Genomic DNA, 18,255 nt, shown 5'->3' on the forward strand with positions numbered 1-18,255 from the left:
TATCTCAGTTTATTTGCTTGAGACGGTGTGACGAGTGAGGGATCAACAGGTCTAAAATGGATAATCCTTAATGCACAATGATTCAGCATATCGTTCAGTCTCAGAACAAATGCATAACAGGTTTGAGCGGCGAAAAATATGGCGGCGCACGGTTGCCTGTTTTTATGTGGTCAGTTTAATTGCTTATTTGTCTTGGCGTTATACGATTATTGATGATGATTCGCTCATCATCTCTTATGCTTATTACATTGCGGAAGTGATTGGTTTTATATTAGGCCTGACAACGATTTTGACCTCATGGCGATATCGGCATCGCAAGTCCTTACCTGCCCCAGAAGGCCTGAGTGTCGATGTTCTGGTCCCTGTCTATCAAGAGCCGATACAGGTGATCAGAAGAACGCTGCTGGCTGCAAAAGCAATACAGTATCCCCACAATACCTTTGTTTTGGACGACGGAAAGAGCCCGGAAGTGAAACGCTTAGCCGACGAGCTAGGCATTCACTACTTGAGTCGGCCTGCCAATCATTCTGCGAAAGCGGGTAATTTGAACTTCGGTCTTGAGCACAGTGAGGCCGAATTTTTTATGGTCTTGGATGCAGATCATATTGCCATGCCGAACGCGCTGGACAAGATGCTGGGCTTCTTTGCTGAGCCTAATGTGGCTTTGGTTCAGACGCCACAGGATTATTACAATGTTGATGCTTTTCAATACATGAATGCACAAGATGGACGTGCTTTATGGCATGATCAATCTTTTTTCTACAATATTGCACAGTCTTGTCGTGACTCGGCAAATGGCGCATCCTGTGTTGGCACAGGCGTTGTTTATCGCCGCGATGCCATTGATAAGGTTGGTGGCATTCCCACGACTACCGTGACAGAAGATATCCATACCTCGCTCAAATTACATAAAGCGGGGTACGAGACGGTCTATTTAAATGAGTCAGTTGCCTATGGCATCGCAGCGGCTGATTTGGATGAATACCATAAGACACGTTTCAGGTGGGCAATAGGAAATCTACATTGTTTGCGGCACGAGAATATCCTTTTTTGTAAAGGGCTCACATTCAAACAACGTATTTCTTATCTGTCTTTGGGGTTGATTTATCTAGAAGGTTGGCAGCAACTGTTGTTGTTTGCTATTCCCTTGATTTCCCTTGTTTTTGGGATGCCTCCGTTTGAAATCTCTATATTCAATATTGGCGTTGTATTATTGTTCCCCTGGATAAGCTACCTTTTATTACAAGAGATTGGTTGTGGCTATACTCGTTTCTGGACAAACGAGATTTTTTCAATGGCCCGCTGGCCAATCCACATTATGGCTTCGATCGGCCTGTTAGGTTGGCGTACACGATGGATATCTTCAAGTAAAAACATCAAGGGCCAGTTGAATTGGCGCTTGATGACGCCTCAGATTGTAGTGATATGTCTCAGTGCAATCGCACTCATCATTGCCTTTTATCGGCTGTCACAGGATTTTCAGACTGGCCCGCTTTTCACCTTGCTCGTGGCAATAGCTACACTGTCATTTAGCGACCATATAGCAATAGACATCTTCCAACCCATGGGGCAGGGCTATACTGCTGACCTAGTGTTGATTGCCGGTTTCTGGGCTCTCTACAATATCGCTCGAGCGCTGGTTTTTATCAGAAAAGCCTATAAAGATGCGAAGCAGACCCATAGCTTTTATCGGTTTAAAATTCCAATGATTTGCCAGTTTCTGGAGAGTCACATATTTTCTGAAGTGGAACAAATTTCCGAAAATTGGATGAGTGTATATAGCAGTCAGACAATAGAGCCAGGCTCTGTTAAGGCGGTCAATTTATATGGCTCTTCTGGTGTTATTTCGCTGAAGTTTGAAGTTGCACGTTGCTGTAAAATTCAGCACCAGCAATACCTGGTTTCCGGGGCGTTATTATTCGAAAGTCAACAGCAGGTAGATCTCCTGGCGCAAGATATCTATTCGGTTGATTGGCATCGTGAAATCATTCAACGCAATGCTTATTTTGCAATGGCCTCAGATAAGCTGTTGGGGCTTTTTAGCAAAGAAAAGCAAGCTAAGCCTTTCCATTATTCAGTGCTGTTTGATGGCCAAGAACACGGTGTTGTTGTAAATGGTCAAAAGCTGGTGACATACAAGACACTCAGCCCAGGGCAGAAACTGAGTATCATGAAAATAGAAAAACAGGATGTTAGTGTGCTTGAGCTTATGGTGAGCGAGACACTAACGTCACCTAATGCCTCCTTGAAAGGGCTGAATAATCAGACTTTCTTTTTATATGAGGTGAGTACGCAGGAGAGTAAAGCCAAAGCCGTGCAAAAGATACAAGAAGTCACACTTGAGTCGATGCGCACTGAAACCTTGGTCTAGCTTAAAATACCATTTGAAATCGGAGAAGCCGCAAATGCTGAAAAATATAAGAAAGACATTGTTACTCTCAAGCTCGATGACACTGCTCATTGTAGCTCAATCATCCCACGCCGATGGCCTGGTAACCTGGCTTGGTGGGGATTTCACTGACGACGCTAATTACGCTTACCTTGGCGGAGTTAAAGCCCTCAACAATGACCTGAGTGCGACAGGCTATCTGTTGCGCGGAAGCTTGGGGGGGGGTACCTATGAATACAATAATGGTGTTAGAGGAATAGACGGTGATAATTATAACGCCGATCTGTCTGTTGGCTATCAACACTTTTTCAGTGCGGATACGCGATTAACTGGGTATCTTGGTGTGTCTTACCAGGATTATGATTTGAGCCCGAATGATCCTAGCAGTGACGTTGATGGTTCAGAGGTTGGTGCTAAAATCGGGCTCGATTTTCTAACAAAAGTTACTGATAAAGTATCGTTTGGTATTTTGGGTGATTACTCAACAGCCTATGATACCTATTGGTCTCGCGCTCACGTTGGTTATGAATTTGGTCCCGTCACTGTCGGGCCGGAAATTGTGGGTCTAGGAAACGAAAGTTTTGATGAGCAACGGTATGGCCTTGGCTTTACAGGTATTAAAGTGACTGATAGCACGGGCATTGATTTGTCTCTTGGCTATGCTGATTCAAGTCGTTCTAGCGATGATAGTGGCTACGCGAATTTGGTAATGCATACTATGTGGTAATTGGCGTCGCTTTCAGATGATTGCAAACTGCTTGCCGATTAATATCGGCAAGCAGATAAATCGCTTCATCTGAATGGCAATTGGGGCTGAATTATATGTTTCTGACTCATGGAGGGGGTAGCCAGCTTGATTGGTGTTTAATTATCAAATTGGTTGCCCCCTTGATCATCAGTACATAAAAACTCCCGTTTGGCGCCGAATAGTCCCGGCTCTTAGGCACTATCCAAATTCAAAGCTCCGCCACCGTTTGCGCAAGCATGCCGAGCTGGCAGTGACATCAGCCTGCTCCTGATAGAGTTTGAGCAGATGCGTGGTGCGGTAGACAATATCCGTGACCAGAACTCGCAGATCGTAGCGGCGGAGCAGCAGCGCCAGGTCACAGAAGACGTCAATCGTCATATCCCGCAGATTCAGGACGATGCGCTGCTGGTGGAAGCCTCGCCCAGTCCGAGCACCGTAGCTCTCAGGAGCTGGCGCAGCTCTTGGAGCAGTAGCATTGGCGGGCAGGTGGGTCGGTTCCGTTGGTCTCTGCTGTGCAGCTAATTAGGCTCAGCGTATCCTTCCAGTCCGGCAGCTATGGTTTTGATGAGTTGCCGAGTCGTCGGTGTTATGCCTTTGAACGGCGGCGTCTGGCTGGTCAGTAGCATAGGCATTGGCCGGTCTTGAACGCACACGGTTTGCAACTGATTAGAGGCGAGCTCTGCTTCGCAACCCACTATTGGCAGGCATGCAATACCCAACCCCGCCTTGGCAGCGTCCTTGAGCGTTTGCAGGTTGCTGGACACCAGGGAGGGCTTGTTTACCTGCCTGACACCGCTTTGCAGGTAAAGTGGCGCAGGGGTCGAGCCTTGGCCAAGTACCAGCAACTGAGTGTCTTCAACCTCGGCAATGGTCGTTTTCTCCGTCAGTTGTGCGGCTACTTCCGGGCTGGCGAAGAATGCCTGGCATAGGTTCGCAATTGGGCGAACCACTATTTCTGAGCTGTTGGTGGGTGCGGCTTCAAGGGTGAAACTCAGATCAAAGTGAATATTCGATTTGCTTGTGATCTCGTGCTCGTAATAAAGCTCAAAGCGCACGCCTGGATAGCGGTTTTTGAAGTGCTTCAGCTGGCTGATCAGATAACCTGACAGCACGGCCGGTACGGTGATTTTGATGAGTCCGCCGGGCTCTTCTCTGGCCTCTTCTGCAGACGTTTTTGCTGCGTGGGCCGCTGCGATCATTTCCAGTGCGTTGCTGTACACCTCTTCGCCGACGGTGGTCATCAGGAATTTGCGTGGGCCGCGACTGAGCAATTGTACGCCGAGCCTGGTTTCCAGGTTCTTGATTCTGCGGCTCAGGCTTGATTTTGCGATACCGGTTTGCTGCGCCACGGCGGAGAAACTACCCAGTTCTACCACATATATGTACCAGTAAAGCTCTATTAGTAGTTGGGGGTCTCGCATGGGCTGTCTCGCGCAACGTTAAGTTGCATGGATGTTTCCGCAGAAAACTCCATGATTCTTGGAATGGGTGGTAGGTTAACTCGCAGCGCACAGGGCGTGCCTTTGATTGCTCGGCCGCTGGCTTTGAGCGAGGGGAAGAGCAGGCAAGTACCTGCTTGGGAGTGCTTGAAATGCTTAGAGGTATAGAAGGGGAGGCGGGTCGTACCGCGGACATAGAAATCCCGCACATCCTGGTTGTCGACGATAATCCCGATGATGTCCGCACGATTATTCAGGCGATGCGCCGGGCGGGGTGGAAGGTTTCGGCGGCAAATGATGCCCGGCAAGGGTTGCAGCGTGCTCTGGTGCTGCGTCCAGACCTTGTTCTATTAGATTTGCAGATGCCACATATGGATGGTTTCACCTTTTGCCGCCTGCTGAGAGAAGCAGATGGACTGCATCCTATCCCGGTTATCTTCCTCAGCTCCGCAGGCTCGCTGGACAATCGCCTCAAGGGATTTCAGGTTGGCGGTGGGGATTATGTGCTCAAGCCGTGCGACCCCAAGGAGGTCATTGCACGCATTCGTGTCCACCTCCATCTGAACTCGTCCCCAAGCACGGAGGCTGCTGCCCTGGCTGAAGGGGCGGGCATTACGCGTAACAGCAACTCCGAAGATCAACTGTTGCTGCGGGCAGCCATGCGCCTGATCAACGATAACCTCGGAGAGCTGCCGTCCCTCGCTGAAATTGCCCAGCGAGTGGGCACCTATGACAAGCGTTTGTCCCGGCTATTTCGTGAGCACATGGGCACGACAGTGTTTGCTTATGTACGTGAGTTACGATTGCGCAAGAGTCAGCAGCTGCTCGCCGAAAGCGAGATGAGTGTGCAGGATATCGCTGACTGGGTCGGATATGGCAGCGCCTGTAATTTCACCACCGCATTTCGCCACAAGATCGGCGTGACGCCAACCGAGTTCAGGCAACAGGCCAAAGATGTGACCGTTGAATAGCCTTCTTGTTCGGGATGCCGGTGTTGCTAACCTTCGGCGCGGACTGATCCGTATGGCGCTCAAGGCCGGTGGCGGGTTGTTCTCGGCGCTGCTGTTGTTGCTGGCGTGGCCTCTGTCGGCGGCGGCGGCAGTCGATGCCTGCCTTGAGGGGCAGGTGCCGCTGTATGGTCAGGCATTCCTGCTTGAGGACCCGAGCCATGCGCTTGAGCCTGCGGAGGTGCTGGCTTTACCCCTTAGCGCCTTTGTGCCTTATCGACTTGGCCCTCCCAACTGGAACTTCACCCGGTCGGCTATCTGGCTCAGGTTCACTTTGCAGAACGAGCGATCAGGCCCTTGTAGCAGTTGGCTGACCATAGGCGAGCCACGGCTTGAGGAGCTGAAGGTATATAGCAAGGGGGCAGGAGGGTGGAGCCTGGAGCAGGCTGGCAGTCTGGTCCCGCTTGAGCAATGGGACTTCCTTGCACGGCAACCACGATTTGAACTTCAGCTGCAGCCCGGTGAACAACGCCAGGTGCTGGTTCGAATAGTCAGTCGCAGCTCGATGTGGCTCGCGCCGACATTATGGGATCAGCAGACATTGATTGAGTCGATGTCTGCCGAGCACTTGCTGGATGGTTTTACCGTCGGCGCAGTGCTGCTGATCGTTCTGGTCGGGTTGGTCGTGGGTGTCGTCATTCGCTCGAAGGTACTGGTTCTCAACGGTCTGGCGCTGCTGTTCTATTGTGCGTTTGTGCTGGCAGTGGATGGTTACTTGTTTTATTGGCCGACGTTGTTGCCCTGGTCGAGAGCGGCAGTCGCCATTCTGTCTGCAATCACCTACGCATTTGGCTACTTTTTCATCTTCGAATTGTTTCGCATGCGCTTTCTTGGGCGCTGGTTCAATGCCATTACGCTGGGCTTGGTGTGCGTGACGGTGTTTGTGTTGCTTCAGGGTGCTTTTGGCGATTTCTTCATGTCTCGGGAGCGCTTTTACATCCTGCTTTTTGGTATCTACATCCTGCTGCCTGTTTCGTTGCTGCTGTCGGTTATTCGCCGGGTTCCAGTCAGCTGGCTTGCTTGGCTACTCTGCTTGCAGCTTTCGTTTCAGGGGATTTATTGGCTTTACCGTAACGTTGTCCTCGATTATGAATTTGAGGTACTGGACGGCTTTTCGCTGCAGACCTCGTTTTTCCTCGCGCTGGTGTTGGTTTGTACCTTGATATCGGAGGTTCGGCAGCTGCGTAAGCGCGAACGTGAGGCCAATGAAGAAGTTACCCACCTGCAACGTGCCAAGCACGAGCGACTGGAAAGCCAGGTTGAGCAACGTACTACCCAGCTTCGGGAGTCGCTTGAGGCTCGCAGCTCTCTGCTCGGGCGTATTAGCCATGACCTGCGGTCACCGTTGGGGAGCATCATCAACTACGCTCGTGAAGCGCGGGTCAGCTCTTCTGTCGGGTATTTACGGCGAATCGAGCGACTGGCCGGGCAGCAACTGAGTCTACTTGATGATCTTGTTGCCCTGTCCCGGGTAGAGTTGCAGCACATCGAACTGAGTCTGGCGCCCGGATACTTGTTCGGTTTTTTGCGTGAGATAGAGGAAGAGGGCAGCTTTCTCGCTCAGCGAGGCAATAACGTGTTGCGCTGCGACTTCGCCGAGGACCTGCCGGCCATCGTGAATGCGGATTTCCAGCAGTTGCGCCGGGTTTTGATGAATCTGCTGAGCAACGCGGCCAAGTTTACCCGCGACGGGCTGATCGTATTACAGGTCAGTGCTGTCCGTGAGGAGGCCAGCGTAAGGCTGCGCTTCACCGTTCGTGACACCGGTGTCGGGTTTCCTGCCGAGAACAGCTATCGGATGCTGGAAGCGTTTCGGCGAGGGGATAATGCGTCGGGGGTGGATGGATTCGGGCTCGGCCTGTCGATCGTTGTCGAGTTGCTGAAACAAATGGACGCGGCGCTTCAGGTGAACAGCGTTCCAGGCGGCGGGAGCGCCTTCAGCTTTGCTCTGCAACTGGAAGTCGGCTCGGAGGAAGAGGTCGACTCGGTATTTCACGAGGACTACGCCTCCGGTGTGGACGGCGACGGCTTCAGCATCCTGTTGGTAGATGATGTTGAGCTGACCCGCGAGTTTCTTGGCGATCTGTTGCTGGGTTACGGCTTTGATGTTGTGACCGTAGCAACTGCAGAAGAAGCTCTGGAAGAGCTTGAACGCTCGCCTTTTGATCTGCTGGTGACCGATCAGTTGATGCCGGGGATTGACGGCTGGGAGCTACTGCAGATTATTCGTTCGCGCTATGGGGCATTGCCGGTGTTGCTCTATTCGTCGCTGCCGCCGAGGCCTAAGGCTGCATACTCAGACCTAGCATTTGATGCTTCGCTGCTGAAACCGTCCAGTACCGAGGCGCTGCTGGAGCAGGTCCAGTCGCTGTGCGAGCGCAGGCGGCAGGCGGATTAGCACGGTCGACGGACGTCAGCTGCGCACGCCGAAGTAGGTTTCCAATGTGGCTACCGAGGTCATAGCATTCTGGTAGATGGTCATGCACAGTTTTTTCAGTACCGTCTCGTCAGGCGCGTTTTCGAGTTCGCTCTTCAGCGTCCGTGCGCTTTGCTCTAGCTTTCTCAGTCCAGAGTGTCCCGCCGTACTGATCAGATCATGCGCTTCGCGTGACAACGTCTGTGGGTCGGCGGCGTCGCCGAGAACCCGGAAACGTTCACCGCGCTTTATGCAGTCGGCGCTCAGCATCGCGAGCATGGATATAAATCGCTCGGTACTCACCAGTTGCTTCAGAGTCTCCAGCGGAAGAGGGTCCAGTACCGATGCGCTGTCCTCGGCTTCCGGCGCGGGGGGGCGGCGCGACGGTATGTCGGCCACGTTACCCAGGCACAGACGGCTCAGGGTTCTCCAGAGTAAATGCTGATCGATGGGTTTGGCGAGGTGGACATTCATGCCTGCCTGCAGCGATTTTTTTTCATCCTCCTGACTAGCGTTGGCGCTCATGGCGATGATTGGCAGTTTGTAGAGCCGGGTATTCTGGCGCAGGATGCGGGTCGCGCTGAGGCCATCGAGTCCGGGCATCATGACGTCCATCAGCACCGCGTCGTACTTGCGTTGGCTATTTTGGGTTAGCTGTTGCACTGCGTCGTAGCCATCCTCGACTTCGTCTACCAATATCCCCGCTTCGTGCAGGAACTCCTTCGCAACCAGACGGTTCACCTGATTATCGTCCACTAGTAGAACACGTAACCCGTTCAAACCCGGGTCAGCCTGTGGCGGTGTTGGTGAGCTGATGGTGAGTGGGGTGTCGGGCGCTGCGATGCCGACCTGCACCCGGAACCAGAAGCAACTACCTTTGCCTGGGGTGCTGCGAACGCCGACGTCGCCGTCCATCAGCTCGCTCAGACTGCGAGAAATTGCCAGGCCAAGCCCGGTTCCACCATAGCGACGCGTGATAGAAGTATCTGCCTGCTGGAAGGGCGCAAAGAGCTTTGCCTGTTCCTGCTTGCTCAAGCCGATGCCCTGATCCTCAACCTCGCCATACAGGCACGTTCCTTCGCCAGCGACTTGCTGCAGTTCAAGGCGAAGGGTAATGATGCCGTGCTCACTGAACTTGATGGCATTGTTGGTGTAGTTGAGCAGGATCTGATAGATCCTCAGGGGATCGCCGATCAGATTCGGCAACGCAGACGCCGGTTCAAACTCAAGCTGCAAGCCCTTGTCCCGGGCTTTGTCTCCAAGCATCTCCCTAGTGTCATCAAGCAGTTGCTGGGGCGAGAATGGAATGCGTTCGACGGTCAGATGCTTGCCGTCGATTTTGGAAAAATCAAGAATGTCGTTGATGATGCCGAGCAGGTGTTGGCCTGAGCGCACGAGCTTTTCCATGTGTTCGCGCTGGCGCTGTTCTAGCGGGTGTTTAAGAACCAGCTCGGCGAACCCCAGGATGGCGTTCATCGGGGTTCGTATTTCATGACTCATGGTGGCCAGAAAGTCTGATTTGGCCTTGGCAGCTTGCTCAGCCTGCTCCTTTGCGGTTTCCAGCGCCTGAGCTTGGGCTTTAGCTTCACTGGTATCAAGCCAGATGCCGTTTAGCAGTATTGCGCCGTCGCTGGTCTTCCGCGCACTGGCGAGGGTTTTCAGCCAGAAGCGCTGCGTTTCCGTCTCAACTTCCATTTCCATATCCAGCGGGCACAACTGGTTCAGGCTTTGGCTTATGAGGCGTTCCATCGCTCGGGTATGTTCAGGGCTTTTATCAACGCGAATTCGGTCCAGGCGCAATCCTGAGTGGCTGGCATCGAATGCCGCATCTCCGATGTAGCGGCTTGCCTTGCCGCTAAGGAACTGAAACCGCTGTTCTCCATCCGGATTGACGCGGAGTTGGAACACGGCTCCGGGCATTGCCTCGGTGAGGTCGATCAACTGCTGGGATATCCGCCTGTTCTCAGCATCGATCAGCGCTTCGCGCTCTAGCCGATCGGCACGTTGCATGTTGTCTCGGAATACCTCAAGCGCCTTTGCCATGCTGCCCACTTCGTCCTGTCGTTCGGTGTGATCAATAGGGCAGGCATAGTCGCGCAGGCTGAGCCTGTTCATGGTTCTGGTCAATTGCTTGATTGGCCGCGATATTTGCGTCAATGAAATGTAGGCCGACAGGCCAATGACAAGGATCAGGGCAAGGGTGAATGCGGCGGCGGTGTTCACCATTGTTGCGCGAGTAGTTGCACTGAGTGCCTCTGAGGTGGAGTTGAAATTGTTAACAGTGCGGCTTCGCAATACATCCATATTCTGGCGTATTGACTGGAGGGTTGGGTCGAACTCCTGGTGAATGATTGTCAGGGCTCGATCGCCTCGCCAGCGGGCAGCGGAGTCGATGACGGCGTTGGCCTGCTCAAATAGAGCCCGTTCCTGCTGGCGGATCAGGCTCAACTGGTGGCTGGCGTTGCTCACCAGCGGTGCGATCGTTGCCAGCTTATCGTCAAAGTCTTCCATGACGACGGCCAGTTGCTGTTGCGTCTGGCGCATGTCGGCGACTTCCTGTTCTGTCAGCACAGACAGGACCAGATGGCTGGCGTCGCTCAGATCGAGCATGGCCGCGCTGATCAGCAGTGATGCTCTGGCGTCCTGATTGAGCAGGGCACGATAGTCACGGTCTACCGCCCGCAGGCTGGCCAGTGAATACACCGTGATAATGACGGCAAGCGCGCCCAGCAGGGACACTAAAAAGACGATCCTGCTGGTGAGGTTGAATTTGCTGAGAATGTTCATCTGCTGGTACCGGGGAATGACGGCGAGAAGCTGGTAATGGCAGCCTTCAATTGAGCAACCGCCTCGGCATCACTCAACTGGTCATTAAGGTGACTGCTGACGATGGTGTATATCGCCTCTTTCACTTGGCCCGGGTTGGCGTTGCCCATGGCGACGGAACCCATAACGGTGCGCCGCATGTTTGAAGCGCGCAGATCGTTGATTGCCTGCTGGCCGCACAGGTCAAATGTGGCACTTGGCACATCAACTCTGGCCGGTGCCGCGCCCGTGGCAATGTTGACTCGTCGCTGTAGCTCGATGTCCATCAGCGAGCTGGCAAACGCCTCGCGTATCTCGGGTGTGGCGGGATAATCCTTGAAGAGCAAGTACTGGTCGCTGTTGAACAGAAACAGGCCCTGGGTATCAGGAAAGCGAAAACAGGCGTAGTCCTGCTCTGGAATCAGACCGTGCGCGCGGAACTCGCCATTGACCCAGGTGCCCTGAGCCTGCATTAACGCTTGGCCGTTGCGCACCAGGTCGGTAGCCTCATCCCAGCTGCGATTGTGCCTGCCGGCGTCCATATAGCTCCGTAGCTGGCGCATTCTCTCAAAGCTCTGCAGTAACAGTAGGTCGTCTGCTGCCGTGGGGGTGAGATCGAGGAATACCCGTCGATAGAAATCGGCACCGCCGGTGCCCGCGGCAACGTTCTCAAACAGTAATGTGTGTTCCCACGGCTCATTGCCGATTGCAAGCGGAGTAGCGCCTGCAGCACGTGCCTTATCGAGCATCTGCAGCAGCTCTGGCCAGGTATCGGGGGCCGAAAGTTCCAGTTGCGACAGCAGTTTCTGGTTGAGCCACAACCGGTTGGTTGCGTGCGCATTGATGGGGACGGCGACCCAATGGCCCTGATAGCGCGACAGCGCCTGAATCTCTGCGGGGATTACTTCTTCCCATTCCTGGTCTGCTGCGATGGCGTCGAGATTGGCCAGTTTGCCTTGCATGGCCCAATCCTGGATGTCGTAGCCAATTGCCTGGGAGGCCATCGGTGGTGCACCGGAGGCCACTCGTTGTCGGACGGCATCCATATAGCTCGATGTGCCGCTGCCTTTGCGCGCCGTGGTGATCCACTCGATGCCACGCTCAGCCTGATATTGCTGAATGACCTGAATACTCGCTTGCTCACCCGGCGACACCCACCAGTGCATGACATTAACCGCAGCAGCGGCCAGCGGTGCAATGGCACTCAGCGGCAGCGCGATAGATAGGGAAAATATCCGGAGTGACGACATGGTGACTGCTCGTTTTTCTTCAGGCGCTGGCAATCATGAGCCAACAGATGGCGTTCCACAATTGTACTTGCGCCACATCTTAGGTGCCTGATCAGGCGTTGCCTGTCCGCGCATTCAAAGGTGCGTGCCCGGCTCATATACCTCTGAGAGCAGGGGCCTGTCTGGCGCAATAACAGGCTGCTTGCGGTTGCTGTCGGCGGTAGGGCTTTGAATCGGCGGATTATGGTTCGTTTTCTGACGTTCCAGCTTTCCGGATTGTGGCCTGTTTGCGGGTTGCCCCCCTTCAATAGAATTCCCCTCGCGGGGTGGCGACCGGAGTTCAGTCGCGGTTTTTTCTACAGCACTTGAGTCTGACCGGCTCCAACGGGCCCACCCCTGACGAACAACTGAATGATCGGGAATGTTCATCATGTCTCGCCTGGACGCGACTCCCTCCGCTGTGGCGTTTCGATCTGACCTTACATTGGGTTACGTCTGAGCCGCTTGGTGGTGTTAACGCAGCTTCCGTCAAGGTGATCAATGGCATTGGTGTCGTTCGGATCTTGCTGATGAACCGCTCGGAGTAAGCTATGCGTACCCACCGTTCTACCTTGATGAAACAGTCTTCCCTGGCGCGTGGGCGCCGGTCTCTGGCGCTGGCGATTGGCTTGGCGATTTGCTCCATGAGTGCCCAGGCCGAAACCGACTCTTTGCGCGCCGTGGTGGCCGAGACGCTTGATAGCAACCCTGAGATCAGCTCCAGTCTGCAGGCTTACTACGCTTCTCAGCATGATGCTCGCGTTGCTGCCGGCGGTTATTTGCCCTCCATTGATGTTGATGCCTCGCTGGGGCAGGGCAATCGTCAGTTTGATAACCGCAGTGACTATTCTCGAAACTACGCGGAAATTTCACTTACCCAAATGCTGTTTGACGGCTTCCGCGTTCGCAATAACCTGGCCCATGCAGAGTACAGCAGCCGCGCGCTCTACTATGAGGCGCTGAGCGAAGCCGAGGCCAAGGCGCTGGAAGCGGCAGAGGCCTATCTTGATGTGCTTCGCTATCGTGACCTGGTCGGTCTCGCTCAGGAGAACCTGAGTCATCACCTGCGTGTGCAGCAGCATGTGGAAGAACGCGCAGAGAGCGGGGTGGGCAATCACGCTGATCTCAAGCAGATCGAAGGCAGGGTGTCGCTGGCACGCTCCAACCTGATGACCGAAGTTGCCAACCTGCAAAGTGTCACAGCCCGCTTCCAGCGTCTGGTCGGTCGTGCACCCAGCGATGACATGGACCCGGTCAGCATTCCGCAAGGGCGTGTACCGGATAGCCTTGAGCAGGTGCTCAATACCAGTTTTGCGAACAACCCTGCTCTGTATGCCGCTTTTGAGAATATCCGCAGCGCGGAGGCAGATCTGGGCGCTGCCAAGGCCAATCGTTACCCCACACTCGAGCTGGGTTTGCGTCAGGGTATTTACAAAAACAACAACAGCTTCGATAACCGCACCGATCCAGACTCCTATGGTAGCGAGAACATCGTTGAGTTGAGAATGCGCTATAACCTGTTCAACGGCGGCAGTGATCGGGCGGCCGAGCGCGCAGCTCACAGTCGAATCAATCAGGCCCAGAGCCTGCGTGACAAGGCCTGTGTCGATCTTCGTCAGACTGCGACTATCGCCTACACCGACATTCTCAACATCGAAGTCCGCAAGCAGTCGTTGGCAGCGCACCGTGACGCCTCCGGCAGTGTGATTGAGGCCTATCGTCAGCAATTTGATATTGGTCGCCGCACCCTGCTGGATGTTCTTGACTCTGAAAACGAGGCCTATCAGGCCGAGCGTGCTTATGTCGCTGGCAAGTACGATCAACAACTGGCAGAACTGCGGACGCTTCAGAGCATGGGGACGCTGCTGTCTACGCTGTCGGTGACGGGCGAGCAGGTTCCCACGCTGGAGGATGCCCTGTCCGGTGAGGCTGCTCCGGCTGAGAGCCGTTACTGCTCAGCCTATAGCGATGCTCAGTTGAACATTAGCCAATATGACCGTGCCATGCCGTTGGCCGAAACAGTAGGTCTGTCCGGCGACGCGTTATTCGACAGCGGCAGCGCTGAACTCAAGGCAAGCGCGCTGACCCGGATTAAGGACATCGTTGAGCAGGCGGCGCTGGGCGGCGGACGGGTAAAATCCGTTCGGGTCGTTGGGCATACCGACAGCACTGGCAGCGACGCACTCAATCGCTCCTTGTCACAGGCACGGGCGGTCGCTGTTCGCGACTTTCTGATCAGTGCTGGCGTGCAGGCCAGCGTGATTACCGCGACGGGTGTGGCGGCTGACCAGCCCGTCGCGAGCAACGCGACTGCCGAGGGGCGTGCGCAAAATCGCCGTGTCGAACTGCTGATCGAGCGGACTCAGTAGGTCGTTATCGTGCAGACCCCAAGCGGCGCTCAGATTGCGCATGATGCGCCTGATCCTCAGGTAGATGATCCGCTGAGTGCCTGCCTGCTGGCGCTGGCGACGGATCAGGGCATTGCTACCACTCGTGGTGCACTGGTAGACGGTTTGCCGCTGCAAGGCGGCAGATTGTCACCTTCGCTGTTTGAGCGCGCTGCTGACCGGCTCGACTTTTCAGTCAACCTGATACGCCAGCCGCTGGGGCGAATTAACACCCAGCTACTGCCTTGTGTGCTGTTGCTGGAGGGCAATCGCGCCTGCCTGCTCGATCAGATTGACCGTGACAGCAGGACCGCCCAGGTGCGGCAGCCGGAACTGGGCATGCAGCGCCAGGAGCTGGCGCTTGATGAGTTGGCGCCCATATTCACCGGGGTGGTCATATACTGCCGAAAGGCCTTTCGACCGGCGCCAGACCCTGCCCGCGCAGCGCAGCCAAGTGCCGATGAGCATTGGTTCTGGAGTGCGATCAAGGCTAACCGGCGGGTGTATCGCGATGTGCTGGTTGCGGCGTTCTTCGTCAACCTGCTGGCGTTGACGCTACCGCTGTTCGTGATGAACGTGTACGACCGGGTCGTGCCAAATCACGCGACCGATACTCTCTGGGTGCTGGCGGCGGGGGCGTTTCTGATCATCTGCGCGGACCTGACCTTGCGCATGCTTCGCAGCTGGTTTGTCGAACGGGCGGCGCAACGAGCCGATATGGTGCTGTCGTCGAGAATCATGCAACGCATTCTCGGAATGCGCATGGAGAAGCAGCCCGCTTCCATTGGCTCCTTTGCTGCCAACGTGCAGGCGTTTGAGTCTGTGCGCTCGTTCACCGGCTCCATGGTGGTGGTGGCGCTGATTGATCTGCCGTTCTTCCTGCTGTTCATCCTCATTATTGGATTGATTTCCGTGTATATGGCGGTGCCTGTGTTGGTCGGGGCTCTGCTGGTACTGCTCTATGCGCTGGCGGTGCAGGGGCGGATGCACAAGCTGGCAGAAAGCTCCAGCCAGGCCAGCGCCCAGCGCAATGCCGGATTGATCGAAGCGCTGGGCTCCGCCCAGATACTGAAGAGCTTTAATGCCACTGGGCGCATGCAGGCGATGTGGGAGCAGGCCACAATCTTTCTCTCGGCCTGCTCCGGCAAGCAACGGTTACTGGGAAGCTCGGTCGGTACCGGCGCTGCATGGATACAGCAGTCGGTGTCGGTGGTGATGATTCTGGTGGGCGTGTACCTGGTCATTGATGGAGAGATGAGCCAGGGCGCGCTGATTGCCGCCTATATGTTGTCCTCGCGTGCACTGGCGCCGGTATCGCAAGCGGCATCACTGCTGACTCAATACCATCAGGCGGCTACAGCTCTGCAATCGCTAGAGGGAATCATGGTCAGCGAGCAGGAGCGAGATCCGTCGCGGCAGGTGCTGAGCCGGCCCAGGTTGAGAGGCGAAATCGAATTTCGCAACGTCAGCTTTACCTACCCAGGAGAAGACCGGCCGGCGCTGTCTGATGTGTCATTTCATCTTCGTGCTGGTGAGCGGGTGGCCGTGCTCGGGCGTGCCGGGTCGGGCAAAAGCACGCTGGAGAAGTTGGTGCTCGGGCTGTATCGGCCGAGTTCCGGCAGCATTTTTATCGACGGCGTTCACATCGAGCAGCTTGATATCGCCGAGTTGCGCAGTGCGATTGGCTATCTGCCGCAGGATATCCAGTTGATCAGCGGCAGCGTGTACGACAACGTCACGCTCGGCATCGACTCTCCGGACCGCGCCCGCCTGCTGGAGGCAATAGAGCGCGCGGGTCTCAAGGGGTTGGTCGGCAATCACGCGGATGGTTTGGCCATGCCTGTTGGTGAAGGCGGACGCCGATTGTCTGGTGGCCAGCGGCAAGGTGTTGCGCTGGCGCGTGCGCTGATGCCAGACAGCGCCATTCTGTTGCTCGATGAGCCTACCAGCGCGATGGACAGCGTGATGGAAAATCACGTCAGCAGTGCGCTGGGCCAACTGTCGCGTGGCAAATCGTTGCTGCTGATTACCCACCGCACCAGCCTGCTGCACATGGTTGATCGGCTGATTGTCATGGATGGGGGCGGCGTCGTGGCGGACGGTCCAAAGCAGGCGGTCCTTGAAGAGCTTAATCGCGGTGCCATTCAGAGGAAAGCACGATGAGCGCGCGCGACGTAGATACCTCCAAGTCGGTAGAGGGCTCCGTTGAGCAGCAGGCTTTCGACGGGCTTGGTCGCCTGTCGGTCGTCGCTGCGGCGGGCAGTGGCTGGGTTGACCGGCTGTTTCGTCCGCTGTTCGCCGGGTTTTCCAGCTTTTCTGCCGACTGGCGTATTGCTGCCGACCAGAGCATTGCAGACCAGCGAGAGCTGCGCGCCCGTGGCCTTTTGTACACGGTTGTTCTGGCGTTGATCGGGTTGCTGGTCTGGGCGTCACTCGCCAGTGTTGATGAAGTCACCCGAGGCGAAGGCAAGATTATTCCTTCGCAGCAATTGCAGGTTATCCAGGCTGTCGACGGCGGGGTCGTTGAGGAAGTTTTGGTTAGCGAAGGTGATCAGGTCAGTAAAGGCGATTTGCTGGTGCGAATCGACCCGACGCGCTTTGTGGCGAGCTTTCAGGAAGGTGCGGTGAAGATGTTCGCCCTCAGTGCCAAGATCGAACGCCTTCAGGCGCTGGTCGATGGGACTGAGTATGCACCGCGCTACGACGCGCCACTGACGCCGGCCGAGCAGTTGGTGGCGGATCAGGAGCTGGATTACTACCAGTCCAGCCTGGATGAGCTGCAAAAGCGCTTGCAGATCGCCGAGGAGCAGCGCAGCCAGCGTTTGCGCGAGCGCGATGAAGTTGCCGCTCGCCTGCACGCTGCGCGTCAGGCGCAGGAGATGTCTGCTCGCGAACTGCGCGTAACCCGGCCACTGTTGAAGACAGGTGCGGTGTCCGAGATGGATATCCTGCGGTTGGAGCGCGACGAAGCATCGGCAAATGGCGAGCGTCGACAGGCCGAAGCAAAGCTGCGTCAGATCGAGGCCAGCATTCAGGAGGCCGCCGCGCGAATTTCCGAGGTCGAGTTGGGAATGCGCAATCAGTGGCGCTCGGAGCTCAGCGAGGCAACCAGTACCCGCAGCAGCCTGAGCAAGAACGTGGATGGTCTGGCGGATAGAGTGAAGTTCTCGGAGATTCGCTCGCCGGTCAACGGCACAGTGCAGCGGATTCTGTACAACACCATCGGCGGGGTAGTGCAGCAGGGGCATGCTGTGCTTGAGATCGTCCCGAGTGACGATCGGCTGGTGGTGGAAGCGAATATCGCGCCCAAGGACATTGCCTTTCTGCGTCCGGGGTTGCCTGCCACGATCAAGCTGCATGCCTATGACTTTTCAATATACGGCGGCATGTCTGCCTCACTGCAGCACATCAGCGCCGACAGCATTACCGATGATCGCGACAACACCTATTACCTGGTGCGCGCGGTGACCACAGACAACGAATTTGCCCAACGCTTTGCCGTGATACCAGGAATGACTGTCCAGCTGGACATCATGACCGGCAAGCGAACGGTACTCGACTATCTGCTTAAACCCATTTTGCGGGCAAAAGGGAATGCGCTGAGTGAACGCTGAGGCTTCACTCGGCGGTGCCGTGATTCGGGATGGTGCGGGCTGGACTGCAGTGCCGCGCTGACCGCAAAGCCGTTTGCTATCGGTTGGAAAACAGCCGAACGCCGCATCGTTTTTAACCGGCGCTTTGCGTCCGGATGGAATGCAATCAAGTGCGCGCCCGAGGGTTGGGCGGCCAGGGACAT

The 18,255-nt window shown here is 55.5% G+C and carries 11 protein-coding genes; 8 read left to right on the plus strand and 3 right to left on the minus strand.

The genetic code is table 11. The features are described 5' to 3' along the window. Positions 1-70 precede the first annotated feature (70 nt). The 3 genes from ACKPCU_RS11805 to ACKPCU_RS11815 all read left to right on the plus strand — a co-directional run bounded on the left by ACKPCU_RS11805 (position 71) and on the right by ACKPCU_RS11815 (position 3,659). Positions 71-2,371, plus strand: coding sequence for a glycosyltransferase (locus tag ACKPCU_RS11805; protein WP_321346891.1), 2,301 nt, complete (start codon positions 71-73; stop codon positions 2,369-2,371). A gap of 34 nt (positions 2,372-2,405) precedes the next feature. After that, positions 2,406-3,116 carry a cellulose biosynthesis protein BcsS gene (gene bcsS, locus ACKPCU_RS11810; RefSeq protein ID WP_321346892.1) on the plus strand — a complete coding sequence of 237 codons (711 nt, stop codon included), beginning with the start codon at positions 2,406-2,408 and terminating at the stop codon, positions 3,114-3,116. A gap of 306 nt (positions 3,117-3,422) precedes the next feature. Further along, a complete protein-coding gene (locus ACKPCU_RS11815) occupies positions 3,423-3,659 on the plus strand; it encodes a hypothetical protein (RefSeq protein ID WP_407651753.1) in 237 nt (78 codons plus the stop codon). Here the strand turns inward: ACKPCU_RS11815 and ACKPCU_RS11820 are convergent. Beyond that, positions 3,656-4,558 (minus strand): LysR substrate-binding domain-containing protein, encoded by a 903-nt coding sequence (locus ACKPCU_RS11820; protein ID WP_321346894.1) that lies wholly within the window; start codon positions 4,556-4,558, stop codon positions 3,656-3,658. The genes ACKPCU_RS11815 and ACKPCU_RS11820 overlap by 4 nt on opposite strands. A 170-nt stretch (positions 4,559-4,728) precedes the next feature. Here ACKPCU_RS11820 and ACKPCU_RS11825 point away from each other — a divergent pair, with 170 nt between their 5' ends. Both ACKPCU_RS11825 and ACKPCU_RS11830 read left to right on the plus strand, forming a co-directional pair. After that, the gene (locus ACKPCU_RS11825; RefSeq protein ID WP_321346896.1) at positions 4,729-5,547 is read left to right on the plus strand and encodes a response regulator transcription factor; all 819 of its coding nucleotides are present in this window, start codon (positions 4,729-4,731) and stop codon (positions 5,545-5,547) included. Continuing rightward, entirely contained in the window at positions 5,540-7,981 is a 2,442-nt protein-coding gene (locus ACKPCU_RS11830; protein ID WP_321346898.1) for a hybrid sensor histidine kinase/response regulator, read from the plus strand. Before ACKPCU_RS11825 ends, ACKPCU_RS11830 begins: the two co-directional genes overlap by 8 nt. Before the next feature lie 15 nt (positions 7,982-7,996). Here ACKPCU_RS11830 and ACKPCU_RS11835 read toward each other — a convergent pair whose 3' ends face one another. Continuing rightward, entirely contained in the window at positions 7,997-10,786 is a 2,790-nt protein-coding gene (locus ACKPCU_RS11835; RefSeq protein ID WP_321346900.1) for an ATP-binding protein, read from the minus strand. Further along, positions 10,783-12,054: an ABC transporter substrate-binding protein gene (locus tag ACKPCU_RS11840; RefSeq protein WP_321346902.1), complete on the minus strand. Its 1,272-nt coding sequence runs from the start codon at positions 12,052-12,054 to the stop codon at positions 10,783-10,785. Before ACKPCU_RS11840 ends, ACKPCU_RS11835 begins: the two co-directional genes overlap by 4 nt. 569 nt (positions 12,055-12,623) lie before the next feature. On the opposite strand from ACKPCU_RS11840, the gene ACKPCU_RS11845 reads away from it, so the two are divergent. The 3 genes from ACKPCU_RS11845 to ACKPCU_RS11855 are packed head-to-tail and all read left to right on the plus strand — an operon-like array spanning position 12,624 to position 18,073. Continuing rightward, complete coding sequence (locus ACKPCU_RS11845) at positions 12,624-14,441, plus strand: TolC family outer membrane protein (RefSeq protein ID WP_321346904.1); 1,818 nt, start codon at positions 12,624-12,626, stop codon at positions 14,439-14,441. A 9-nt stretch (positions 14,442-14,450) separates the two neighbouring features. Then, the gene (locus tag ACKPCU_RS11850; protein ID WP_321346906.1) at positions 14,451-16,622 is read left to right on the plus strand and encodes a type I secretion system permease/ATPase; all 2,172 of its coding nucleotides are present in this window, start codon (positions 14,451-14,453) and stop codon (positions 16,620-16,622) included. Beyond that, a complete protein-coding gene (locus tag ACKPCU_RS11855; protein WP_321346908.1) occupies positions 16,619-18,073 on the plus strand; it encodes an HlyD family type I secretion periplasmic adaptor subunit in 1,455 nt (484 codons plus the stop codon). The genes ACKPCU_RS11850 and ACKPCU_RS11855 overlap by 4 nt, the downstream gene beginning before the upstream one ends. The last annotated feature ends 182 nt before the right edge of the window (positions 18,074-18,255 follow it).

Source organism: Halopseudomonas oceani (assembly GCF_963677335.1).
Taxonomy (GTDB): Bacteria; Pseudomonadota; Gammaproteobacteria; order Pseudomonadales; family Pseudomonadaceae; genus Halopseudomonas; species Halopseudomonas oceani.